The sequence below is a fragment of the Mycobacterium sp. ACS1612 genome, from assembly GCF_001667505.1.
Lineage (GTDB): Bacteria > Actinomycetota > Actinomycetes > Mycobacteriales > Mycobacteriaceae > Mycobacterium.
In genome coordinates, this window is the sequence record NZ_LZHZ01000063.1 from 286,986 (window position 1) to 306,689 (window position 19,704).

At 66.4% G+C, this 19,704-nt stretch carries 16 protein-coding genes; 6 read left to right on the forward strand and 10 right to left on the reverse strand.

The annotated features are described in order from the left end of the window. Positions 1–3: 3 nt before the first annotated feature. Positions 4–564, reverse strand: coding sequence for a tripartite tricarboxylate transporter TctB family protein (locus tag A5724_RS26630; RefSeq protein ID WP_067809302.1), 561 nt, complete (start codon positions 562–564; stop codon positions 4–6). A gap of 157 nt (positions 565–721) precedes the next feature. Between A5724_RS26630 and A5724_RS26635 the strand changes: the two genes are divergently transcribed. Next, entirely contained in the window at positions 722–1,525 is an 804-nt protein-coding gene (locus A5724_RS26635) for an IclR family transcriptional regulator (protein ID WP_067809304.1), read from the forward strand. Here A5724_RS26635 and A5724_RS26640 read toward each other — a convergent pair. The 5 genes from A5724_RS26640 to A5724_RS26660 all read right to left on the reverse strand — a co-directional run bounded on the left by A5724_RS26640 (position 1,507) and on the right by A5724_RS26660 (position 6,572). Further along, positions 1,507–2,718, reverse strand: a complete 1,212-nt coding sequence (locus A5724_RS26640) for an MFS transporter (RefSeq protein WP_082965293.1) — start codon at positions 2,716–2,718, stop codon at positions 1,507–1,509. The genes A5724_RS26635 and A5724_RS26640 overlap by 19 nt on opposite strands. Further along, positions 2,706–3,098 carry a VOC family protein gene (locus tag A5724_RS26645; RefSeq protein ID WP_067809307.1) on the reverse strand — a complete coding sequence of 131 codons (393 nt, stop codon included), beginning with the start codon at positions 3,096–3,098 and terminating at the stop codon, positions 2,706–2,708. Before A5724_RS26645 ends, A5724_RS26640 begins: the two co-directional genes overlap by 13 nt. Before the next feature lie 102 nt (positions 3,099–3,200). After that, positions 3,201–4,502: an amidohydrolase family protein gene (locus tag A5724_RS26650; RefSeq protein ID WP_067809309.1), complete on the reverse strand. Its 1,302-nt coding sequence runs from the start codon at positions 4,500–4,502 to the stop codon at positions 3,201–3,203. Then, complete coding sequence (locus A5724_RS26655; RefSeq protein ID WP_067809311.1) at positions 4,496–5,569, reverse strand: CoA transferase; 1,074 nt, start codon at positions 5,567–5,569, stop codon at positions 4,496–4,498. The genes A5724_RS26650 and A5724_RS26655 overlap by 7 nt, the downstream gene beginning before the upstream one ends. A 13-nt stretch (positions 5,570–5,582) precedes the next feature. Continuing rightward, a complete protein-coding gene (locus tag A5724_RS26660; protein WP_197518788.1) occupies positions 5,583–6,572 on the reverse strand; it encodes a MaoC family dehydratase in 990 nt (329 codons plus the stop codon). Between the two features lie 21 nt (positions 6,573–6,593). On the opposite strand from A5724_RS26660, the gene A5724_RS26665 reads away from it, so the two are divergent. Next, the gene (locus A5724_RS26665) at positions 6,594–7,748 is read left to right on the forward strand and encodes an acyl-CoA dehydrogenase family protein (protein WP_067809315.1); all 1,155 of its coding nucleotides are present in this window, start codon (positions 6,594–6,596) and stop codon (positions 7,746–7,748) included. Then, positions 7,748–8,467 (forward strand): GntR family transcriptional regulator, encoded by a 720-nt coding sequence (locus tag A5724_RS26670; protein ID WP_067809317.1) that lies wholly within the window; start codon positions 7,748–7,750, stop codon positions 8,465–8,467. The genes A5724_RS26665 and A5724_RS26670 overlap by 1 nt, the downstream gene beginning before the upstream one ends. Here A5724_RS26670 and A5724_RS26675 read toward each other — a convergent pair. Genes A5724_RS26675 through fadD4 form a run of 3 tightly spaced genes read right to left on the reverse strand, consistent with a single transcriptional unit; the run spans position 8,437 to position 11,842 of the window. After that, complete coding sequence (locus tag A5724_RS26675; RefSeq protein ID WP_067809570.1) at positions 8,437–9,393, reverse strand: Rieske 2Fe-2S domain-containing protein; 957 nt, start codon at positions 9,391–9,393, stop codon at positions 8,437–8,439. The genes A5724_RS26670 and A5724_RS26675 overlap by 31 nt on opposite strands. Positions 9,394–9,419: 26 nt before the next feature. Beyond that, entirely contained in the window at positions 9,420–10,304 is an 885-nt protein-coding gene (locus A5724_RS26680) for an enoyl-CoA hydratase/isomerase family protein (protein WP_067809319.1), read from the reverse strand. After that, on the reverse strand, positions 10,301–11,842 hold the full coding sequence (fadD4, locus tag A5724_RS26685) for a fatty-acid--CoA ligase FadD4 (protein WP_067809321.1): 1,542 nt from the start codon (positions 11,840–11,842) through the stop codon (positions 10,301–10,303). The genes A5724_RS26680 and fadD4 overlap by 4 nt, the downstream gene beginning before the upstream one ends. A 107-nt stretch (positions 11,843–11,949) precedes the next feature. On the opposite strand from fadD4, the gene A5724_RS26690 reads away from it, so the two are divergent. The 3 genes from A5724_RS26690 (at position 11,950) to A5724_RS33970 (ending at position 17,684) form a co-directional block, all read left to right on the forward strand. Continuing rightward, the gene (locus A5724_RS26690; RefSeq protein WP_067809323.1) at positions 11,950–14,637 is read left to right on the forward strand and encodes an adenylate/guanylate cyclase domain-containing protein; all 2,688 of its coding nucleotides are present in this window, start codon (positions 11,950–11,952) and stop codon (positions 14,635–14,637) included. After that, positions 14,634–17,288, forward strand: coding sequence for an adenylate/guanylate cyclase domain-containing protein (locus tag A5724_RS26695; protein WP_067809329.1), 2,655 nt, complete (start codon positions 14,634–14,636; stop codon positions 17,286–17,288). The genes A5724_RS26690 and A5724_RS26695 overlap by 4 nt, the downstream gene beginning before the upstream one ends. Before the next feature lie 180 nt (positions 17,289–17,468). After that, positions 17,469–17,684 carry a hypothetical protein gene (locus tag A5724_RS33970; protein WP_156752462.1) on the forward strand — a complete coding sequence of 72 codons (216 nt, stop codon included), beginning with the start codon at positions 17,469–17,471 and terminating at the stop codon, positions 17,682–17,684. A gap of 17 nt (positions 17,685–17,701) precedes the next feature. On the opposite strand, the gene A5724_RS26700 is transcribed toward A5724_RS33970, so the two are convergent. Beyond that, positions 17,702–19,531, reverse strand: coding sequence for a phosphoenolpyruvate carboxykinase (GTP) (locus A5724_RS26700; RefSeq protein WP_067809331.1), 1,830 nt, complete (start codon positions 19,529–19,531; stop codon positions 17,702–17,704). Positions 19,532–19,704 lie beyond the last annotated feature (173 nt).

The following is a 19,704-nucleotide window of genomic DNA, read 5'->3' on the forward strand; positions in this document are numbered from 1 at the left end:
CGTTCAGTACCACAGGGTTCCTCCAGGCAGTTGCACCTCGAGCAAGGTGTCGAAAAGGAAGTACATGGCCGGCGGCAACAGCAGTAGTGTGATGATCAGCGGAATGGATCGAATCCGCTCGACGACGACGATCACCAACAGCACCAGCACCTCGCCCGCCACCAGGAAGCCCAGCGGCTCGATCAGGAACGCGCAGATCGCCAGCGCAAACCACACCAGCAGGGCGCGGCCAAATCCCTTGAGAGACAAGGAAAGCGTGGGCGCCTCTCCGCTGCGCGCCTTCGGGCCGAACAGCCAGACCGCGGACAGGGCCAACCCCAGCCCGATCAGACACGTGGTGAGCAGGACGGGAAGGTAGCCCGGCCCGGGTTCGTTGTTCGGACCGCGGAACTCCAATTCGGTGCGACTCTTGTAGAGCAGCCAGGCTCCGACGCCGGCGATGACCAGGCCGAGGACCACATGGATCAGGCGCGTGAGCCGGGCCTGGTGGTCGTGGACGCTGTCATCGGAAGGGCTCGGCTCCGGCGAGAGCTGTTCGGCGGGCCGAACGATCTCCTTCTCCATGCAGACCTCTTAGTCGGATGTCTTGTACGCGGAAATAACTTCTGCTGTGAGAAAACTTAGGAGGGTGGCACCCCTGTGTCAAGCATCACTTTCGGCCCATCACAAGGGAGATCGTGCATGCGCAACCTCGGGTACCGCGCGAAGGTAAGATTCTTCTATGCAGAAGTCGCGACCGGAGAGCGAAACCGGCCCCGCCTACCCGATCGCCTCGGTCAACAACGCGCTGTTGTTGCTGCTGCTGTTCCGAGAGCAGCCACGGGTCCGGCTCACCGACGCATGCAAGTACCTGGGGGTGGCGCATTCGACGGCCCACCGCTTGCTCGCCATGTTGGCGCATCACGGCTTTGTGCAGCAGGAACCGGTTACCCGGGCGTATGTCGCGGGCCCCGCGCTGGTGGAGGTCGGACTCGCCGTGGTGGGTTCCCTCGACGTTCGCGAGCAGGCGAGGCCCGTCATGGAGGAGCTTGCCGCGGAGACCGGCGAGACCGTGCACCTCGGTGCGCTCGAAGGAAATCAGGTCCGCTACGTCGACGGGGTCGAGTCCGAACGCGCGCTTCGGGTGGTCGCGCGGACCGGAACCCTGGCCCCCGCGCATTGCACCTCGCTGGGCAAGGCTCTGCTGGCCCAGTTGACCGATGACCAGGTGTGCCGGTTGTACCCGACGTCGGCGGAACCGTTCCCGGCCCGCACGGACAAGTCGATCACCACCCAGGCCAAGTTGTTGAAGGAGTTGGCGAAGGCCAGAATGCGCGGCTATGCCGTCAATTCGGGCGAAACCGAGGAGGACGTAGGTTCGGTGGCCGTCGCGTTTCGCGACTTCGCGGGCCGGCCTGCCGCCATCGCCGTGGCGGCACCGACGAGTCGGCTTACCGCGCAACGGGTTTCACGCATCGGTGAGCTGATGATCGAGACGATATCGCGGACGCCGATGTCGCCGGGTGCTCAGGCGCCTGCGGACTGAGCACCGCGGCGCGCGCTTGCGAAGCCCGAGGCGGCGGTCGCCAGCATGACCACCGCCAGCAGCACGAAGGCCGCCTCGACTCCCCACACCCCTGATATGGCGCCTGCGACCGCGAGGATGAACGCCTGCCCGACGCGGTTGGTGGCCACGCGCAGGCCCAACGCCGAGCCTCTGCTGGTGTCGTCGACCAGGTTGACGACCCAGTCCATGGTGGTGGTCTGTGACAGACCGAGCGCGAAGCCCAGCACCGACATCGCGATCATCATCGGTGCGAGGTTGCCGCTGATCGCGAGGACCAGCAGGCAGCAGGCGGCGACGCCGGTCGCGACCACGGTCAGCCGCACATTCGGGATCCGGCGGACGAAGAACGGCGTCGCAGCCCGCGCGAGAAGGGCTCCGCTGGAACTGATGCCGAGCAGGATGCCGACTTGTGACGAGGTCAGCCCGACGGCGACGCCGAGCAGTGGCACGTAGACCAACAGCAGATCGACACCGCTCTTGGCGGAGAAACTCGTCATCAAGGCCGCGGTCATTCCTTTTCTGCGCAGCAGACCCCACACCCGTTCGGCCTTGCCCTCACGCACTGTCGAGGGCTGGATGCGGGTCTTCAGCGCGATCGCGGCGGCAGGCAGGGCTGCGACAAAAGCCCACGCCGCGACCAGCAGGGCCGACGAGGTGGATGAGACGCTGGGCTGTTCGGTGTGGCCGATGATCACGCCGCCGACGACCGGTCCGATGATCTGGCCCAGCGCCGAAACGGTGGTGAGGGTGCCGAACCTGCCGATGCGCGCGATCGTGCTGTCGGCCTGGGCCATGATGCTCTGCCCGCCGATGGTCGCGGAGGTGTGTCCGATGCCGAGCGCGGTGGTAGCGAGCGCGATGGCCCAGACCTGTTCTGCGACAACAAGGGCGAAAGCCGATGCGGCCCCGATGGCAAGTCCGAGGCCCAGCATGACCGCGGGGTGGTGGCGCTCGGTCCACCTGCCGAGGCTGACGGCAAGCACGATCGGCGGGACGGCGAAACATGCGGCCGTCACGCCGACCGTGGCGCCGTCAGCGCCAAGGGCGAGTAGTCGGTACGTCGACACCGGCCGGGCCAGGGTGACCGCGACCTGAAGCAGGAAGATCCCTGCGATCGTGCCGAGAAGCCACAGCGGCGGAAGCGAGCGGCCCCTGGTGCTCAGAACTTCCAGCCACGCTCCGGCGTGGCGACGTCGACCTCGACACCGTCCGGATCACGGAACTTGAAGAACCGCGGCGGGTCTGCCGCTTCTGCACCGTAGACCTCGATGCCGCGGTCCTTGAGCGCACGCACGACGGCGCCGGTGTCTTCGATCGTCACGCCGATGTGGTTGGGGCCCATCGCGCCGTAGGTCCATTCGGACCGCTCGATCTCCGGGTTGGGTTGCAGCAGCGAGTAGTTCACCTCGCCGTCGCTGAGGTCGAGGGCCTTGCCGGGGTAGTGGCCCGGCGTCCGTGCGTCGCCGAGACGCTTGAAGCCCAGCACGTTCTCGTAGAACTCGGCGGTCCGCTCGAGGTCTTGTACAACGATTCCGAGGTGTCTGATGCGCACTGTTGTCTCCCTGTTCTGCGGTGAGTAACCATCTTCCGTACTGAGGAAAGCTTTTCTGCAAATCAGACTCTAGGGCTGTCCGAGGTCCGAGTCAACGGCGTCTCAGCGACGTTCGAAGACGACCTGGCCCGCGACAACCGTCGCGGCGACCATCTGCGGGTCGAGTTCGTCGAGCACCTGCGCCGGCGGCGCAGACAGCAGGGCCAGGTCGCCGGGTTCGCCGGCCGCGAGGGCCCGTGGGTGGGCGGGCGCGTCGGCGGAGCCGCAGAACATCGTCAGCGCCTGTTCCGCGCTGACGCATTCCTGCGGCCCGAGTCGGGCGCCCGCGGCGGTGGTTCTGGCCACGGCCGCGCGCATGGTCGCCCAGGGGTCGCCGCGGCCGAATGGCATGTCGGTGGACAGCGCGACCTTCACCCCTGCCTGCAGCAACGACCGCAGTCGCCACAGCGCGTGGTGTTCCTCGGCGGGGACGTCGGTCAGATACTGGTCGCCGCGCTCGGCGACGAAGTTGGGTTGGGTCACGACGGTGACGCCGAGGTTGGTCAGCTCGGACACCATGTCGTCGGGCACGACGGCCGCATGCTCGATGCGGTCCTGCGGGTGCACACTCGCCGCACGCAACGCCGACAGCGTGACGACCAGTTGAGCGGCCGTGACGCAGTGCACGGCGACCGGGGCCTCTTCGGCATGCCGTTCGGCGATCCACGCGGTGAGTTCGTCGAGGTCCAGTTGCGTGTCGTGCAGGATGCGCTTGCCCGGGGCCAGGCAGTGCACGCGCTGCAGCAGTTCACCGTGGCGATGGGCCTGCATCAGTTTGACGACATCGCCGACTTCGAGGTCCGGTGTCGCATCGGTGACGCCGGTGACGCCTGCCGCGGCGAGCCTGCGGCTGACATCGGCCAGGCCACTTTCGTTGCGCTGCAAGTTATCCGACCAGCTACGGTCGGCGCTGCGCAACCGGCCGTCGGGATGGTCGGCCAGCCCGACCCTGTCCAGTCCCGCGGAGTTCAGCGTCCACAGCACACCGCTGCGGTGCTGCACGCGCACCGGCAGCGCTGGGGACACCTCGTCGAGCACGTCGCGGTCGAGTGGTCCGGCGACGGCCTCGTGGTAGCCGACGGCCCTGATCCACCCGTCGCCGCCGACGGGGGCGGCGGCCAGCGCGCGGGCCAGATCGTCGCGGTCGCGCACTTCCGCGGGTCCGACGCGGGCGGAGGTCAGCGCCGCGGCGGCCGAGCGCAGGTGGACATGATGGTCGTGCAGGCCGGGGATGGCGGTGGCGCCCGCGGCGTCGAGTACCTGCTCTCCGGTGTCGGGCGTGAGTGCGCCGACGCCGAGGATCCGCTCGCCGACGCGGATGTCCGCGGGGGTGCCGTCGAGCAATGTCGCGCGCTGAATCAGCATGTTGCCAACAGCTTTTCGACCGACGCGTTGTCTGCACCCAGGGGTGCGCTCTGCGGCACCCTGGCAGGCGTCGCGGTGCACTGCGCGTGGGCGGTGCGGTCGTCGGCGGCGTAGGTGGCGGCGACGGCCGCCATCGACAACTCGATCAGTTCGCCGCCTCCCCGGCTCAACGACTCCACCACCGCGAGCGCGGCGTGCAGGCCGGTCAACGGGTCGGCGATCGCGTCGCCGCAGAACTGAGGGGCGTCCGCAGGGCCGTCGACCAGGCCGCCAGCAACCGCGGCGTCGTCGCCGAACGCCACCCAGTTGGCGCGCTCGCCGTCGGTGCCGTGTCCGGTGATCCGCAGCCAGACCTGGCCGTCGCGCGGGGCGGGCCCCAGGCCACGGCGGGTGAGCGCCGCTGGGCGCGACGACTCGATGACGACGTCGGCGGTGTCGAGCAGGTGCCGTAGCGCCGGGTCGTCGAAATCGACTGCATACGACAGCTTTCCGCCGTTCATCCAATCGAAGAAGGCCTGCGAGCCCGCGCGGGTGCCGTCGGGCCTGGCGCGGGTCTCCACCTTGACCACCGTTGCGCCGGCACGCGCCAGCAGTTGACCACACAGGGGCCCGGCCCACATCGACGAGAGGTCGGCGACCAACAACCCGCTGACGTTGCGCGGCGTGACCGGCGCGGCAAGTGTCATGAAAACTGTTGGGGCGGGCAACGTTTCACCGAGCGCGGCGACAGGAAGGCCGAGCAGGCGGGCCCGCGCGGTGACCTCGGCGGAGGTACGCGTCGCCGTCCATGCCTGCACGGCGGCCCAAGGTTCGACCGCGTCGGATTCGACCAGCGCGGGCACGAGGTCGATGTCGTCCTGCCGCGACAGCGTCAGCGCGCACCAGCCGCCGGCGCTGGGCATCAGCCTGGTGGCCCCGCCCGCGGAGACCCGGCCCTGAGGCGAGAGCCCGAGCAAGGCGGCGCGGCCCGCGATCAGTTCGCCCACGTCGATCGGCACCCCGGTGCACTCGCCGAACGCGTCGGCGGTGTGCCGCGCCCTGGTCAGCACGGCGACCGGGATCCTCATACCGCCATTGTGCTCAGAACTGCACCGCCGAAAACCTCCAGTCCAGCACTTTCCGATCAGGTTCACCGACCGCGTACACCTGTGACCTCAACTTCAACACCCCGCCACGCCCGTCCGGCAACGGATCGGCGGCCTCGACGTGCAACTCGCTGTGCAGGGTGTCGCCTTCGTGCACCGGGCCGATGTGGTCGCAAGACTCCCAGCCGAGCACGGTGACCAGATTCGGCAGCAGTCGCGTGGTCTGCGCCAGAGCCAATCCGATGGTGTGCCCGCCGTAGACCAGCCGCTGCCCGCCCACCCGCCAATCATGGTGTGTGGCAGCGACATTGAGCGTCAGTCGGGCCAACTCCGGTGCGCTGGTGACCACGTCGGCCGTGCTCTGCAGCACCGCGCCCGCCATGCCAGGGTCGAAGTGTGCCCCGGGCACTCGCTCCCGGTACGCCTCGGCGTCCCAGTCGGAGGTCGGATCGGGCGGCGTGGTGAGTTCCGCGCCGATGTTCGAAAGGTTGTCGTTGCGCCCGGTTTCGCGGTCGGCGCTCAACGGCAGCATCGCGCAGCGGTAGAAGTCGAGCACCAGGCGGCCGACCTGGTCGACGGTGGTCATCCGCAGCGCCGCCAGTCCGGTCGGGGCGCGACCCGGTTTGGCCGAGTTCTGCTTGAGGCCCACCACCTCCGTGCGGGTGAACAGGCTGTCGCCGATGACGGGATAGCGGTGAAACTCCAGGCCCCGATAGAACAGGTTGGCCTTGACCCGCAACGTCGCCAGCGTGCTCTGGCCGATCGCCACGTCGCAGACCAACGCCGGGTGCGCGAGCGGCGCGGTCGCCCCGGTGACCGCATAGGCCAGTTGCGCATCCAGTGCGAGACGCAGGCGGTCACCGATGATCGCCTGGTGCACGCCGGCGGCGCCTTCACTCAGCGTCATCGACGGCGCCGAGTCGAAGACTTGACCGACCTCGAGGTCGTCGAAATATGGGCCGCTCACGAGCGCCGATGTTGCCATTTGGTCGGACAAAGTGTCAATATGGCCGTACAAATGGATCCAGAAGAAACCATGCTGGTCGAAACGGTGCGGGCATTCGTCGACCGGGATGTGAAACCCACTGTCCGCGACGTCGAGCACGCCAACACCTACCCCGAGGCGTGGATCGAAGAGATGAAGCGCCTTGGCATCTACGGGTTGGCGGTGCCCGAGGAGTACGGCGGGGTGCCAGTGTCGACGCGCTGCTACGTGCTGGTCACCCAGGAACTCTCGCGAGGCTGGATGAGTCTGGCGGGCGCGATGGGCGGCCACACCGTGGTCGCCAAGCTGCTGACGCTGTTCGGCACCGAGGAGCAGAAGCGCGCCTACCTGCCTGCGATGGCGACCGGTGAACTGCGGGCCACGATGGCGCTGACCGAACCCGGCGGCGGCAGCGATCTGCAGAACATGAAGACCACCGCGTTGGCGACAGGCGACGAGTTGGTGATCAACGGTTCCAAGACCTGGATCAGCAACGCCCGGCGTTCCGGTCTGATCGCGCTGCTGTGCAAGACCGATCCCACGGCCACTCCTGCGCACAAGGGCATTTCAGTCGTCCTCGCCGAACACGGTCCCGGCCTGACGGTGTCGCGGGATCTGCCCAAGCTGGGCTACAAGGGTGTCGAGTCCTGCGAGTTGACGTTCGACGACTACCGGGTGCCTGCGTCGGCGATCCTCGGCGACGAACGGGGTAAGGGTTTCGCGCAGATGATGAAAGGCCTTGAGACCGGCCGCATTCAGGTGGCCTCGCGCGCGCTGGGCGTGGCGTCGGCGGCGCTGGAGGACGCGTTGCAGTACGCGCAGGATCGGGAGAGTTTCGGCCAGGCGATCTGGAAACACCAGGCCGTCGGCCACTACCTGGCCGATATGGCCACCAAGTTGACCGCCGCCCGCCAACTCACCTTCTACGCCGCCGACCGCTACGACGCGGGCGAACGCGCCGATATGGAGGCGGGTATGGCGAAATTGTTCGCCTCTGAGGTGGCCATGGAAATCGCGTTGAACGCCGTTCGGATCCACGGCGGCTACGGCTATTCCACCGAATTCGACGTCGAACGGTACTTCCGCGACGCGCCGCTGATGATCGTCGGCGAAGGCACGAACGAGATTCAGCGCAACGTGATCGCGAGTCAATTGGTGGCGCGCGGCGGAATCTGATGAAACCCGCGTACCAGGTGCTGCGCGAAAAACTGCGCGAGGAGATCGCCGCGGGCCGGTACAGCGACGGGGCCCGACTTCCCACCGAGTCGGAACTGGTTGCGCAGCACGGCTTGTCGAGGCAGACGGTGCGGCGGGCGTTCCAGGACCTGGTGGCAGAGGGTGCGGTGTACCGGGTGCCGGGCCGCGGCACCTACGCCAGCGAACCGGGGCGGTATCTGCGCCAACTCGGGTCGATCGAGGACCTGATGAGCCTGTCCGACGACACCTCGATGGAGGTGCTCGCGGGGTTGCGGCGCCGCGTCGACGTCGATGCGGCCAGCAGGCTGCGCCTGGACGACGACGTGGTGTATTCGGTGGTGTTCCGGCGACTTCACGACGGCGTTCCGTTCGTGGCCACGACCGTCCACCTGGTGCCGTCGGTGGCCCAACAGGTGCTGACGTCGGACGCGCTGACCGACGGCGCGGTGGGCACGCACACGGTGATCGGGTTACTCGAGCCGCATCTCGCCGAGCCGATAACCGAAGCGGCGCAATCGATCACGGTGGCGCCCGCCGATAACGCCGTTGCCGCCGCGGTTGGCTGCCAGCCAGGGCACGCCATGCTGCGGGTGGACCGGTTGTATTCGGATGCGAGCGGCAGGCCGGTGGAGTTGTCGGTCAGCCACTTCCTGCCCGAGCAGTACACCTACCGAGTGACGCTGCGCAGATCGGGCTGATTGGGTGGGTAGAACTCGCGCGCCCAGGCCCGCAGGTCGCGATGTTCGTCGGCCTCCGACGGCGCCAACGCGGGACGGTCGAGATACCGCAGGTGCGACCAGATCTCTACGTCGGCGGGCAGCATCCGCTTGGCGGCGGCCAGGCGGTCGTCGTAGTCGAGGTCTTCGGACACCCAGTAGGTGGCGAAGATGTCGGTGGTGTTGTCGTCGACCGGCGTCGGGCAGATCGAGATGATCTGCATGCCGTCGCCGTGGTCTTCGCAACTGAAGCTCAAACCCAGTCCGTACCAACATATCTCGACAGGATCGCCGCCTCCGAAGCCGATGGTGGCCTGCCAGCTGCAGGTGTCGGACCGTGATGCGAGCAGGGTGGGGCTGACCGGGACGTTGTGCACGAACCGGTAGTGCTGTCGATCGACCGAGCTTTCGGCGACCACCTGGGGATGCACCGTCACACCGGCGAAGAACTGCTTCTCGTCCGGCCCGATCGGGCGGAACCAGTGCTTGCCGATCCGGCCGTCCATTCCGCCCCACGCCCGGGGCGCGGGCCACGCGGGCTCCCGGCGCCGCTGATCGTGCCACACGTAGATGCTCTCGTTGAATTCCGCCGTCGGCCAGCAGCGCACCCGGCCGTTGTCGTCGGCGCACGGTTCGTACGGGATGCGGACATTGTGTCCGTCGGCGCCGCTCCACACCCAGCCGTGGAACGGGCACTGGATACCGCCCTCGACCACGAAACCACCCCGGGACATGTCGGCGCCCATGTGCTGACAGTGCGCGTCGAGGACGCGCACGACCCCGTCGAGATCGCGGAAGGCCACCAAGTCGGCACCGAAGTAACGCAGCGGCTTGACGTCGCCGACCTCCAGGTCGGCACTCCAAGCGACCTGGAACCAGCCAGTGGGTCGCATGCTGGGCAACCCCATGCCGATTAGCCTGCCACTGTTGGCCGCTACCCGCTGCGACACTCGTCGATCAGCCCCCACCGCAGGGCGGTCGCCGTGTCGATGGTGCAACCGGACAGCACCAGATACGCCGTCCGCCACCGACCGATGCGCCTGGTGATGCTCACGGTCCCTCCGGCGCCGGGGATCAGACCCAGGCCGAGCTCCGGAAGCCCGAGCACGGCGTCGGGATGCGACCGCACCCATCCGCAGTAGGCAGCCATCTCCAACCCGCTGCCGAGCACCTGCCCGTGCACCTCGGCGCGGCAGTTGCGGCCAAGGCGGGCGGTCAACTCGTCGAGCACGAGCGCAGGGCTGTAGCGCGTGCGGGCCAGGTGTGCGGTGGCCGGATCGGCGAAGGTGCCGAATTCGGCGAGATCGCCGCCGCTGCAGAACGAGGGGCCGTTGCCGGTCAGCAGCACCTGCGCCACCGACGGGTCCAGCCGGGCGACCTCGAGCGCTTCGAGCAGGGCTGCGCGCATGTCGGTGGAGAACGCGTTGTGCCGCTGCGGGCGGTTGAAGCGGATGTGCAGACGATCGCCGATGCGGTCGGCCTGTACGGGGTCCGGGAGGGCGGGCACGGTGGCGGGGCCGCGTTCGGCGAGCCAGCGCGCGAACTCCGGACCGGACTGCAGGGTCGAGTAGGCCAGCGATTCGGTGACGACCCCTGCGCGGGTGGATCCTGCCGGATCGATCGAGCGCAACACGTCGTCGCAGACGGCGGCGGCCTGCGGCCAGCGCGCGCAGCGCTCGGTGAGTTCGGCCAGCGCGTAGGACACCGAGGGCACGGTGATCGCGCGACGGTCGTCGCAGTCGTCTTCGGTCAATGTGAAAGTCGCGTCGTCGGAAGGCGTGCCGACGGCGAGGAGCACACCTCCCGACAGCTCGATCACGAGTACTTGTTTATCAGCTCCTGCTTGTACAGCTTGCCGGTATCGGTGCGCGGCAATTGGGCTTCGAACGAAATCGTCCGCGGACACTTGTAGTGCGCCAACCGATCCCGCAGCCAGCCGAGTAGTTCCTCGCCGAAGTCGTCGGTGGCGTCGGCCGGATCGACCGTCTCGACGACACCCTTGACGCTCTGCCCCATTTCGTCGTCCGGGATGCCGAACACCGCGGCGTCCATCACCTTGGGATGGGTCACCAGCATGTTCTCCGCCTCTTGCGGGTAGATGTTCACCCCGCCGGAGATGATCATGTGGTGGCGCCGGTCGGTCAGGTAGAGGTAACCGTCCTCGTCGAGGTAACCGATGTCGCCCACGGTTTTCCAGCCGTGCACATCGCGTGACTTGGCGGTCTTCTCCGGGTCGTTGAGGTATTCGAAGTCGAGGCCGCCCTCGAAGTAGATCTCACCCGCCTGGCCCGGCGGCAATTCGTTGCCGTCCTGGTCGAGGATGTGCAGCGCACCCGCCATCGGCTTGCCCACCGACCCGGGATGCGCCAGCCAGTCGTCGGCGGTGATCAACGTCGAACCGATGGCCTCCGAGGACGCGTAGTACTCGTCGACGATCGGCCCCCACCAGTCGATCATCTGCTTCTTGATCTCGACGGGGCACGGTGCGGCGGCGTGCATCACCCGCTTCAGGCTGGACAGGTCGTAGCGCTCGCGGACGGATTCGGGCAACTTCAGCATCCTGGTGAACATCACCGGCACGAACTGGCCGTGGGTGACGCGGTGCTGCTGGATTGCCTGCAGACAGCCCTCGGCGTCGAACTTCTCCAGCACGACGGTGGTGATGCCGCCGGCCTGAATCTGCATCGACCACACCGACGGTGCGGTGTGGTACAGCGGGGCGGGGCTGAGGTAGACGGCGTCGGGATCGAGCCAGAAGCTGACCAACATCGACATCAGCCCGGGCACTTCGGCGGGCGGCAGGTGCGGCAATTCGCGTTTGATGCCCTTGGGGCGGCCGGTGGTGCCCGACGAGTACTGCAGCAGGTCGCCTTCGATCTCGTCGTCGATCGGCGTATCCGGTTGGTCTGCAACGCATTCCGGGTAGCGGTGCCAGCCGTCGAGGTCGTCGGAGGCGCATGTCGCCGACGTTTCGGCTCCGGAGGCGACGATCCGTAAGTCTGGCGCGGTGTGCTCGGCAAGGTTCTCGCACGTCTTCCTGAGCGCGGCGGAACCGACGACGGCTTTGGCGCCGCTGTTGTCGATGATGTAGGCGACCTCGGCCGCGGTCAGATGGGTGTTGATGGGGACGTAGTAGAGCCCGCAGCGTCGCGCTGCCCACATCACGGCGTGGAAGTGCTCGTTGTTCTCCATCAGGATCGCGACGGCGTCACCCTCGTGCAGGCCGTGCTTGCGAAAGAAGTGGGCGAGGCGGTTGGCTCGGGCCTCGAGTTCGGCGAATGTCAGCACCGTCCCCGACGGATGGATGATGATGGCCGGCTTGTCGGGGTTGGCCGCTGCGTGTTCGCGAATCTGCATACGCCGACTTTACGATGATCCACTTGACAGGTGTCAAGACCCCTGTGTTCACCCCCGTTGTGCTGCGCCAACCTACGATTACGGCACCGGGGGAACGGGGGTGCGTGATGGCCGTCGACCAAGCGCCGCACCCTTCCTCCGCGCTTCTTACTTTCCTTTTCACGGATATCGAGGGGTCGACGCGGCGCTGGGAGGTCGACCCGAAAGCGATGCGGGGGGCGTTGGCGGTCCATGACGAGCTCCTTGGCCGAGTGGTCGATGAGCACGGAGGGCACCTGTTCAGCCACACAGGCGACGGGGTATGTGCGGCGTTCTCCTCGCCACGCGCGGCCGTCGACGCCGCCGTCGCCGCTCAACGCGCGCTGGAGTTACCGGTGCGGATGGGCATCGCGACCGGGGAGGCGGAGGCGACGGGACGCGACTACTTCGGCCCCGTCTTGAACCGGGCTGCCCGCGTGATGGCAGCAGGGCATGGCGGCCAGATTCTGCTCGACGGCACGACTGCCGGCTTACTGAGCGGGGTTGATCTGAAGCCAATGGGGAGGCGGCGCCTACGCGATATCACCAAGCCGACCGAGCTGTTCCAGGTCCGAGATTCCGGCCTGCCGACGGATTTCCCCCCGCTGCGGACGCTCGACCCAAGTGTGGGCAACTTGACGCCTCAAGCCACCAGCTTCCTCGGTCGCGAGGCGGAACTGGATCAGGTACACGCGGTGCTGAGCGCCCATCGCTTGGTCACGTTGACAGGCGTCGGCGGCGTCGGCAAGACGCGACTCGCGCTCGAAGTCGCCTCCCGCACCGCGCCCGACTTCGTCGACGGAGTATGGGTGATCGAATTGGCTCCCGTCGGTGATCCTGCCGCGGTGCCCGAAGCAGTGGCGGCGACCCTTGGCATCACTCAGCAGCCCGGCATGACTACGGCGCAGAGTGTCGCGGCCGCATTAGAAGGCCGCTCGCGGTTACTGGTTTTCGACAACTGTGAGCACGTTCTCGACGCCGTGGCCAACCTGGTGCAGGCGATCTTGGACCACTCATCTACCGTCGCCGTCCTTGTGACGAGCCGGGAAGGCCTGCGGCTCAACGGCGAACAGCTATGGCCGGTCCGGCCGCTCGACGTACGGGGTGGGCCGGACTCGGCCGCGGCGAGGCTGTTCCTCGATCGGGCGTGGGCGGTGTCGCCGGAAATCTCGCTGTCGGACCCGCACGAGGCCGACACCGTGGTCGAGATTTGCCGCCGGCTCGATGGCATCCCGCTGGCCCTCGAGTTGGCCGCGTCACGAATGCTTTCCATGACCGCGACTGAATTGCTGGATCGTCTTGATGATCGCTTCCGGCTGCTCGCCGGTTTCCGTCGAGGGGTAGAGCGGCATCAAACGTTGCACAATGCCGTCCAGTGGTCATATGACATGCTCGACGTGAGCGAGCGCGTACTACTCAACCGTTGCTCGGTGTTCGCCGGCGGATTCGATCTCGGGGCGGCGGCGGCGGTTACCGGTCAGCAGGATGAATACGCCACTCTTGAACTGCTTGACGCGCTGACGCGCAAATCCCTTGTCATGGCCGACAAGTCGGCTCGGCAGACGCGCTATTCGATGTTGGAGACCATTCGGCAGTTCGCCTACGAGAACCTGGAGACAGCAGGCGAAGCCGACCAAGCCCGCACCGCGCATTCCCGCTACTTCGCGGATTGTGAGGCAGCTGTGCTCACCATGTGGGACAGCTCGCGCCAGCGTGAAGCCTACGACTGGCTCACGAACGAATTGGCGAACTTGCGCACGGCTTTTCGATGGGCAACTGACCACAGCGACCTTGACACCGCAGCAACGATTGCCGCCTACACGGCATTCCTTGGCGGATGGATAGAGCTGCACGAGACGTCAACGTGGGCTGAGGAACTCGTTGCGCGGGCGCGAGTCGTGGACCATCCGCGCTTGGCGCAGCTGTATGTGGCGGCGTCGGAATGCTATCGGACCGGTCGGATCGACGACGCGCTCGGCTATGCCGAAGCAGGCGTCACCTTGATCCAATCCGGTCGATACGACCCGATCATTCACGACATCGAACCCACTGCGTTGGGTGGCACCTACATCACGAAGGGGATGGCCGATCGATGGCTTGGCCTGTGCCGCGACAGGTTGACCGACGAGGCACGTGCGCATCCATACAATCGAGGCTCCCTCGTGATGGCACTCCTCACCGCAGGCAAGCACGAGGATGCCATCGCGGCCTGCGACGATGTGTTGAAGTCGATTGACCACACCGACAACCCGGGTGCGGTCGCGTATGCGTTGCTTGCATACGGATACGCCTGTCGAACCAGCCGCCTCCGCGATGCGTATGAAGCCCTGCGCCGCGGTCTGGATATCGCGCAGGCGAGCGGAAATCGGATGATCGAGTCATACTTGGCGGTCAATCTCTCGACGTTCGGCCCCGATGACTCCACACCGGCGGAGACCCTCGACTTCCTCTCTCTCGCAATAAACATCCTGTACGACTCTGGCACGTACTCGCACATGGTCAGTCCATTGGGCGTCCTTGCGGCGCACTTCGACAGGATCGGTAGATACGAAGCAGCCGCGACGCTCATCGGTTTCGCCGCGAACGCGTTCGCGCTGGCAACGTTCCCTGAGATCAGGAGGACCGGTACCCACCTCCGAGAGGTACTGGGAGATCAGGCTTTCGAATCATGTACCGCGTTGGGCGGCGATATGACGAATGCGCGCGCAGCCCAGTATGCGCTGGAGCAGATCGCGGATGCGCGCGCAGATCTGCTCGGTGTCGGCGGGCCGCCATGACCGTGCTGACTTTCTTGTTCACCGATATCGAAGGGTCCACCCGGCGGTGGGAGGCCGACGCCGACGCGATGCGGACGGCGCTCGACGCGCACAACAGAACCCTTCGGGCTGCGGTCGAGGCGCATGCCGGCAGCGTCTTCAACTACACCGGCGACGGCATGTGCGCGGTATTCGCTTCTCCCCGTTCGGCTGTCGACGCAGCGGTAAGTGCGCAGCGGAGTTTGGAGTTGCCCGTGCGGATGGGCATCGCGACGGGTGAAGCCGAGTTGCGCGGTGACGACTACTTCGGCCCTGTGCTCAACCGCACCGCACGCGTGATGGCGGCAGGCCACGGTCGCCAGATCCTGGTCGACGCGGCCACGGCTGACCTCGTTACCGGCGTTGACCTCATTTCGCTTGGCCCCAAGCGGTTACGCGATATCACACGTCCCGTCGGCATCTACCAAGTCAGCGCACCCGGCCTGCGCACCGACTTCCCTCCGCTGACGACCGCTGACTCGGTCCCCGGTAACCTGCGCTTGCCAGCGACCAGTTTCATCGGCCGCGACGCCAACGTCGCCGAGGTCGAGACGGCGTTGAAGGCGCATCGCATGGTGACACTGACCGGGGTTGGCGGCGTCGGCAAGACACGGCTGGCCTTGGAGGTCGCCTCGCGTGCGGCAACCAATTTCGCCGACGGCGTGTTCGTCATCGAGTTGGCTGCCGTTGACGACTCTGCCGCTGTTCCCGATGCTGTCGCTGCCACGTTGGGCATCACCCAGCAGGCAGGTCAACACATGTCAGAAAGTCTTGCAGCGGCTTTGGAGGGCCGTGTCCGGCTCCTGGTGTTCGACAACTGCGAGCACGTGCTCGACGCCACCGCCGACGTCATCGACACCATCTTCACCCGATCGACATCGGTGAAGATCCTGGCCACGAGTCGAGAAGGTCTCGGCCTCAACGACGAACAGCTATGGCCGGTGCCCTCCCTCGACGTCGCCGCCGGGGCCGACTCGGCCGCTGCGGCGTTGTTCATGGACCGCGCGCACACCGTTTCACCCACGGCGTCGATGTCGGCGCCTGACGAGGCCGCAGCTGTCGTGGAAATCTGCCGCCGACTCGACGGCATCCCGCTTGCGATCGAGCTTGCCGCGTCGCGCATGGTGTCGATGACCGCAGTGGAGGTACGCGACAGACTCGACGACCGGTTCCGATTGCTCGTCGGTTCTCGGCGTGCGCTGGAACGCCACCAAACGCTGCGACACGCGGTGCAGTGGTCCTACGATCTGCTCGACGAGCCCGAGAAGGACCTACTGGCACGGTGTTCGGTGTTCTCCGGTGGATATGACCTGTCCGGGGCATGTGCCGTCGGCGACTCCGCTGACGAGCTGGCAACGCTCGATGCCCTCGACGCGTTGGTGCGCAAGTCCCTTCTGGTCGCGGACAAGTCGACATCGCGGACTCGGTACGTGATGCTGGAAACCATTCGGCAGTTTGCGGCTGAACAGCTCGTCGCCGGTGGTGCAGCCGACACGGCACGCTTCGCGCACGCGCGCTATTTCGCTGAGCGTGAGGCAGATGTGATGGCGCTCTGGGTGGGTCCTCGTCTGCGTGAGGCGCACGAATGGTTCGCGGTGGAGTTGCCGAACCTACGTACCGCCTTCCGCTTCGCGGCAGATCGAAACGAACTCGACATCGCAGCTCCGATCGCGGTGTGCGCCGCCTTCGTCGGTTACTACGTCGAGCAGTACGAACCGGTCGCGTGGGCAGAAGAATTGGTGGAACCGGCGCGGGCAGCAAACCACCCGCGGCTTGCCCAGCTCTACATGACGGCGGCCATGTGCTACTTGGTCGACCGAACCGATGACTTCTTGGCGTATATCGCGGCCGGCGAGAAGGCGATGGAGAGCGGCGACTTCGATGTGGTACCCGTCGAACTCGAGGCTACGCTCGGCGGTGGGTGGCTCTATTCCGTCGGCGCCGAACACAGTCTCGAGTGGGGTCGCCGGATGCTCGCGCGCTGGCCGGACCGCCGTGACTGGGTACTTCCCCATCTCGTGTTCGCCTTTACTTTCGCAGGCGAGCACGACCAGGCGTTGGCGGCTTCGGAGGAATTGTTCGCGAATGTCGACGGGATGCGAAATCCGGCCCTGGTCACCGGCGCTCTGTTCGCGTACGGCTACACCCATCGCAGGCGAAAGCCCGATGTTGCCTACACAGCCCTTCAACGCGCGCTGGCCGTCGCACAAGCCAACGGCATCCGGCAAATGGAATCGGTTCTTGCGTCTACCCTTTCGAGCATCGCAGTGGGACACGCCAGCCCAGCGGAGGCGCTCGACTACCTCGAGCTCGCCATCCGGAGCTACTACGACTCCGGCAGCCTGACCTTCATCTCAGGCCCGTTAGGACTGCTCGTCGCCGTGTTCGACCGCCTCGGCTGCTACGAGCAGGCGGCTACGATCAGCACGCTGTCCGCCCCCGCGATCTCTCGCGCGACGTTCCCTGAAATCACCGCCGCCATCGCGCATCTGCGGCGGGTGCTGGGCGATCAGACCTACGACTCGCTCACGCGGTCGGGTGCCGAGATGACCCACGCCGCGCGGGCGGCGTATGCGCTCGATCAGATCGAACGTGTTCGCGCCGACCTGCTGAATGCGGATGGGTCACGATGAACGTCGTCACGTTCTTGTTCACTGACATCGAGGGCTCGACGCGGCGCTGATCGCTTTCGCGTTCGAGCAGACCGACATCACGCGGGCCCACCTGCAGCAAACGTAAAGCGCCCTGTGGATTCGCCACCAAGCGTCTGTGCCGGATCATTTCAGCGCGTCAACAACGGTAAATTCGGCTGAGTGCGTAGATATTTCGGCATGCTCGGGGCTACTGCCGTAGCCACTGCCGCGATGGTCGTCGTTCTGACCGCACCTGCACCGCAAAGCCCCATCAACGTGTGCGCGCTGCTGCCGAGCATGGACGCCTGCCAGCCACCGGATGTCCGTAGAAGCGCTTTCGTCCGAAAGACCAATCCGCCGACCATCACCCAGGTCGCCCCGAACTCGGGCTACTGAGCGCTGCGAGCGGAAGACTAGTCGGCTTCGGCCAAGCGGTGCTTCAGTGCGTCGAACTCGTCCTTGATGCCGGTCGGCAGCTTCTCGCCGACGAACTCGAACCACTCCTCGATCAGCGGGATCTCCTGGCGCCACTCGTCGACGTTGACCGCCAGCGCGGCGTCCACGTCGGCGGGGTCGACGTCGAGCCCCGACAGATCCAGATCCGCGGCGGTCGGCACGATGCCGATCGGCGTGGTCTTGCCGTCCGCCTTGTGCTCGACGCGGTCGATGATCCACTTCATCACGCGGCTGTTCTCGCCGAAGCCCGGCCACAGGAAGCGGCCGTCGTCGCCGCGGCGGAACCAGTTGACGAAGAAGATCTTCGGCATCTTCGACTCGTCGGCGTTCTTGCCGATGTCGATCCAGTGCGCGAAGTAGTCGCCGACGTTGTAGCCGAGGAACGGCAGCATCGCCATCGGGTCACGGCGCACGGTGCCGACCTTGCCTTCGGCGGCGGCGGTCTGCTCGGAGCCCAGCGTGGCACCGATGAAGACGCCGTGCTGCCAGTCGCGGGCCTCCGTCACCAGCGGCACCGTGGTCTTGCGGCGACCACCGAACAGGATCGCCGAGATCGGCACGCCCTGCGGGTCGTCCCACTCCGGTGCCAGCGTCGGGCACTGCGACATCGGGGTGCAGTAGCGCGAGTTCGGGTGCGCGGCCTTGCTCTCCGTCTCGCGCAGGACCCAGTCGTTGCCCTTCCAGTCGATGAGGTGATCGGGCTCGCCCTCCAGGCCTTCCCACCACACGTCATTGTCGTCGGTCAGCGCGACGTTGGTGAAGACGGTGTTGCCGGCCTCGATGGTCTTCATCGCGTTCGGGTTGGACTTCCAGTTGGTGCCGGGAGCGACGCCGAAGAAGCCGAACTCCGGGTTGACCGCATACAGCCGGCCGTCCTTGCCGAACCGCATCCACGCGATGTCATCGCCGATGGTCTCGGCGCGCCAGCCCGGAATCGTCGGCTGCAGCATCGCGAGGTTGGTCTTACCGCAGGCCGACGGGAATGCGGCGGCCACGAAGTAGGCCTTGTTCTCGGGGGAGATCAGCTTGAGTATCAGCATGTGCTCAGCGAGCCAGCCCTCGTCGTGGGCCATCGCCGACGCGATGCGCAGCGAATAGCACTTTTTGCCGAGCAGCGCGTTGCCGCCGTAACCCGAGCCGTAGCTCCAGATCTCGCGGGTCTCGGGGAAGTGGCTGATGTACTTGGTGTCGTTGCACGGCCACGGCACGTCCTTCTGACCGGGCTCGAGCGGTGCGCCGATCGAGTGCAGTGCCTTGACGAAGAACCCGTCTGTTCCCATCTTGTCCAGGGCGGCCTTGCCCATCCGAGTCATCGTCCGCATCGAGACGACGACGTACTCGGAATCGGTGATCTCCACGCCCAGCTTCGGATCCTCGGCGCCGAGCGGGCCCATGCAGAACGGCACCACATACATCGTGCGGCCCCGCATGCTGCCGCGGTACAGGTCTGTCATGATGCGGCGCATCTCGGCCGGGTCCATCCAGTTGTTGGTCGGGCCCGCGTCGATTTCGCGCTCACTACAAATGAAGGTGCGGGATTCCACCCGCGCCACGTCGGAGGGGTCGGACAACGCAAGGTACGAATTCGGTTTCTTCTTGTCGTCGAGTTTCTTGAAGGTCCCCGCCGCTTCCAGCTGTGCGCACAGCCGCGCGTTTTCCTCGTCGGAGCCGTCGGCGAACACCACCCGGTCCGGCTGGGTCAGCTCCGCGACCTCGGAGACCCAGGCGAGCAACTCCTTGTGCTTAGTCGGTGCGGTGTCCAGACCTGGAATGGTCGCTGCTGTCATCAAAACTCTCCTGCGTAGGTTTCTGCCAGGACGCAGGCCCCGATGCACCACCCCATTCGGAACGGCGGCGCATTCGGTCGTCCCTTTACAGAGGTTAACGTGGGTCACATACCCGCCGTTAGTGGGGATTATGTCCGATCACTCACAGGAACGATTCAGATGCGCAATTGGAG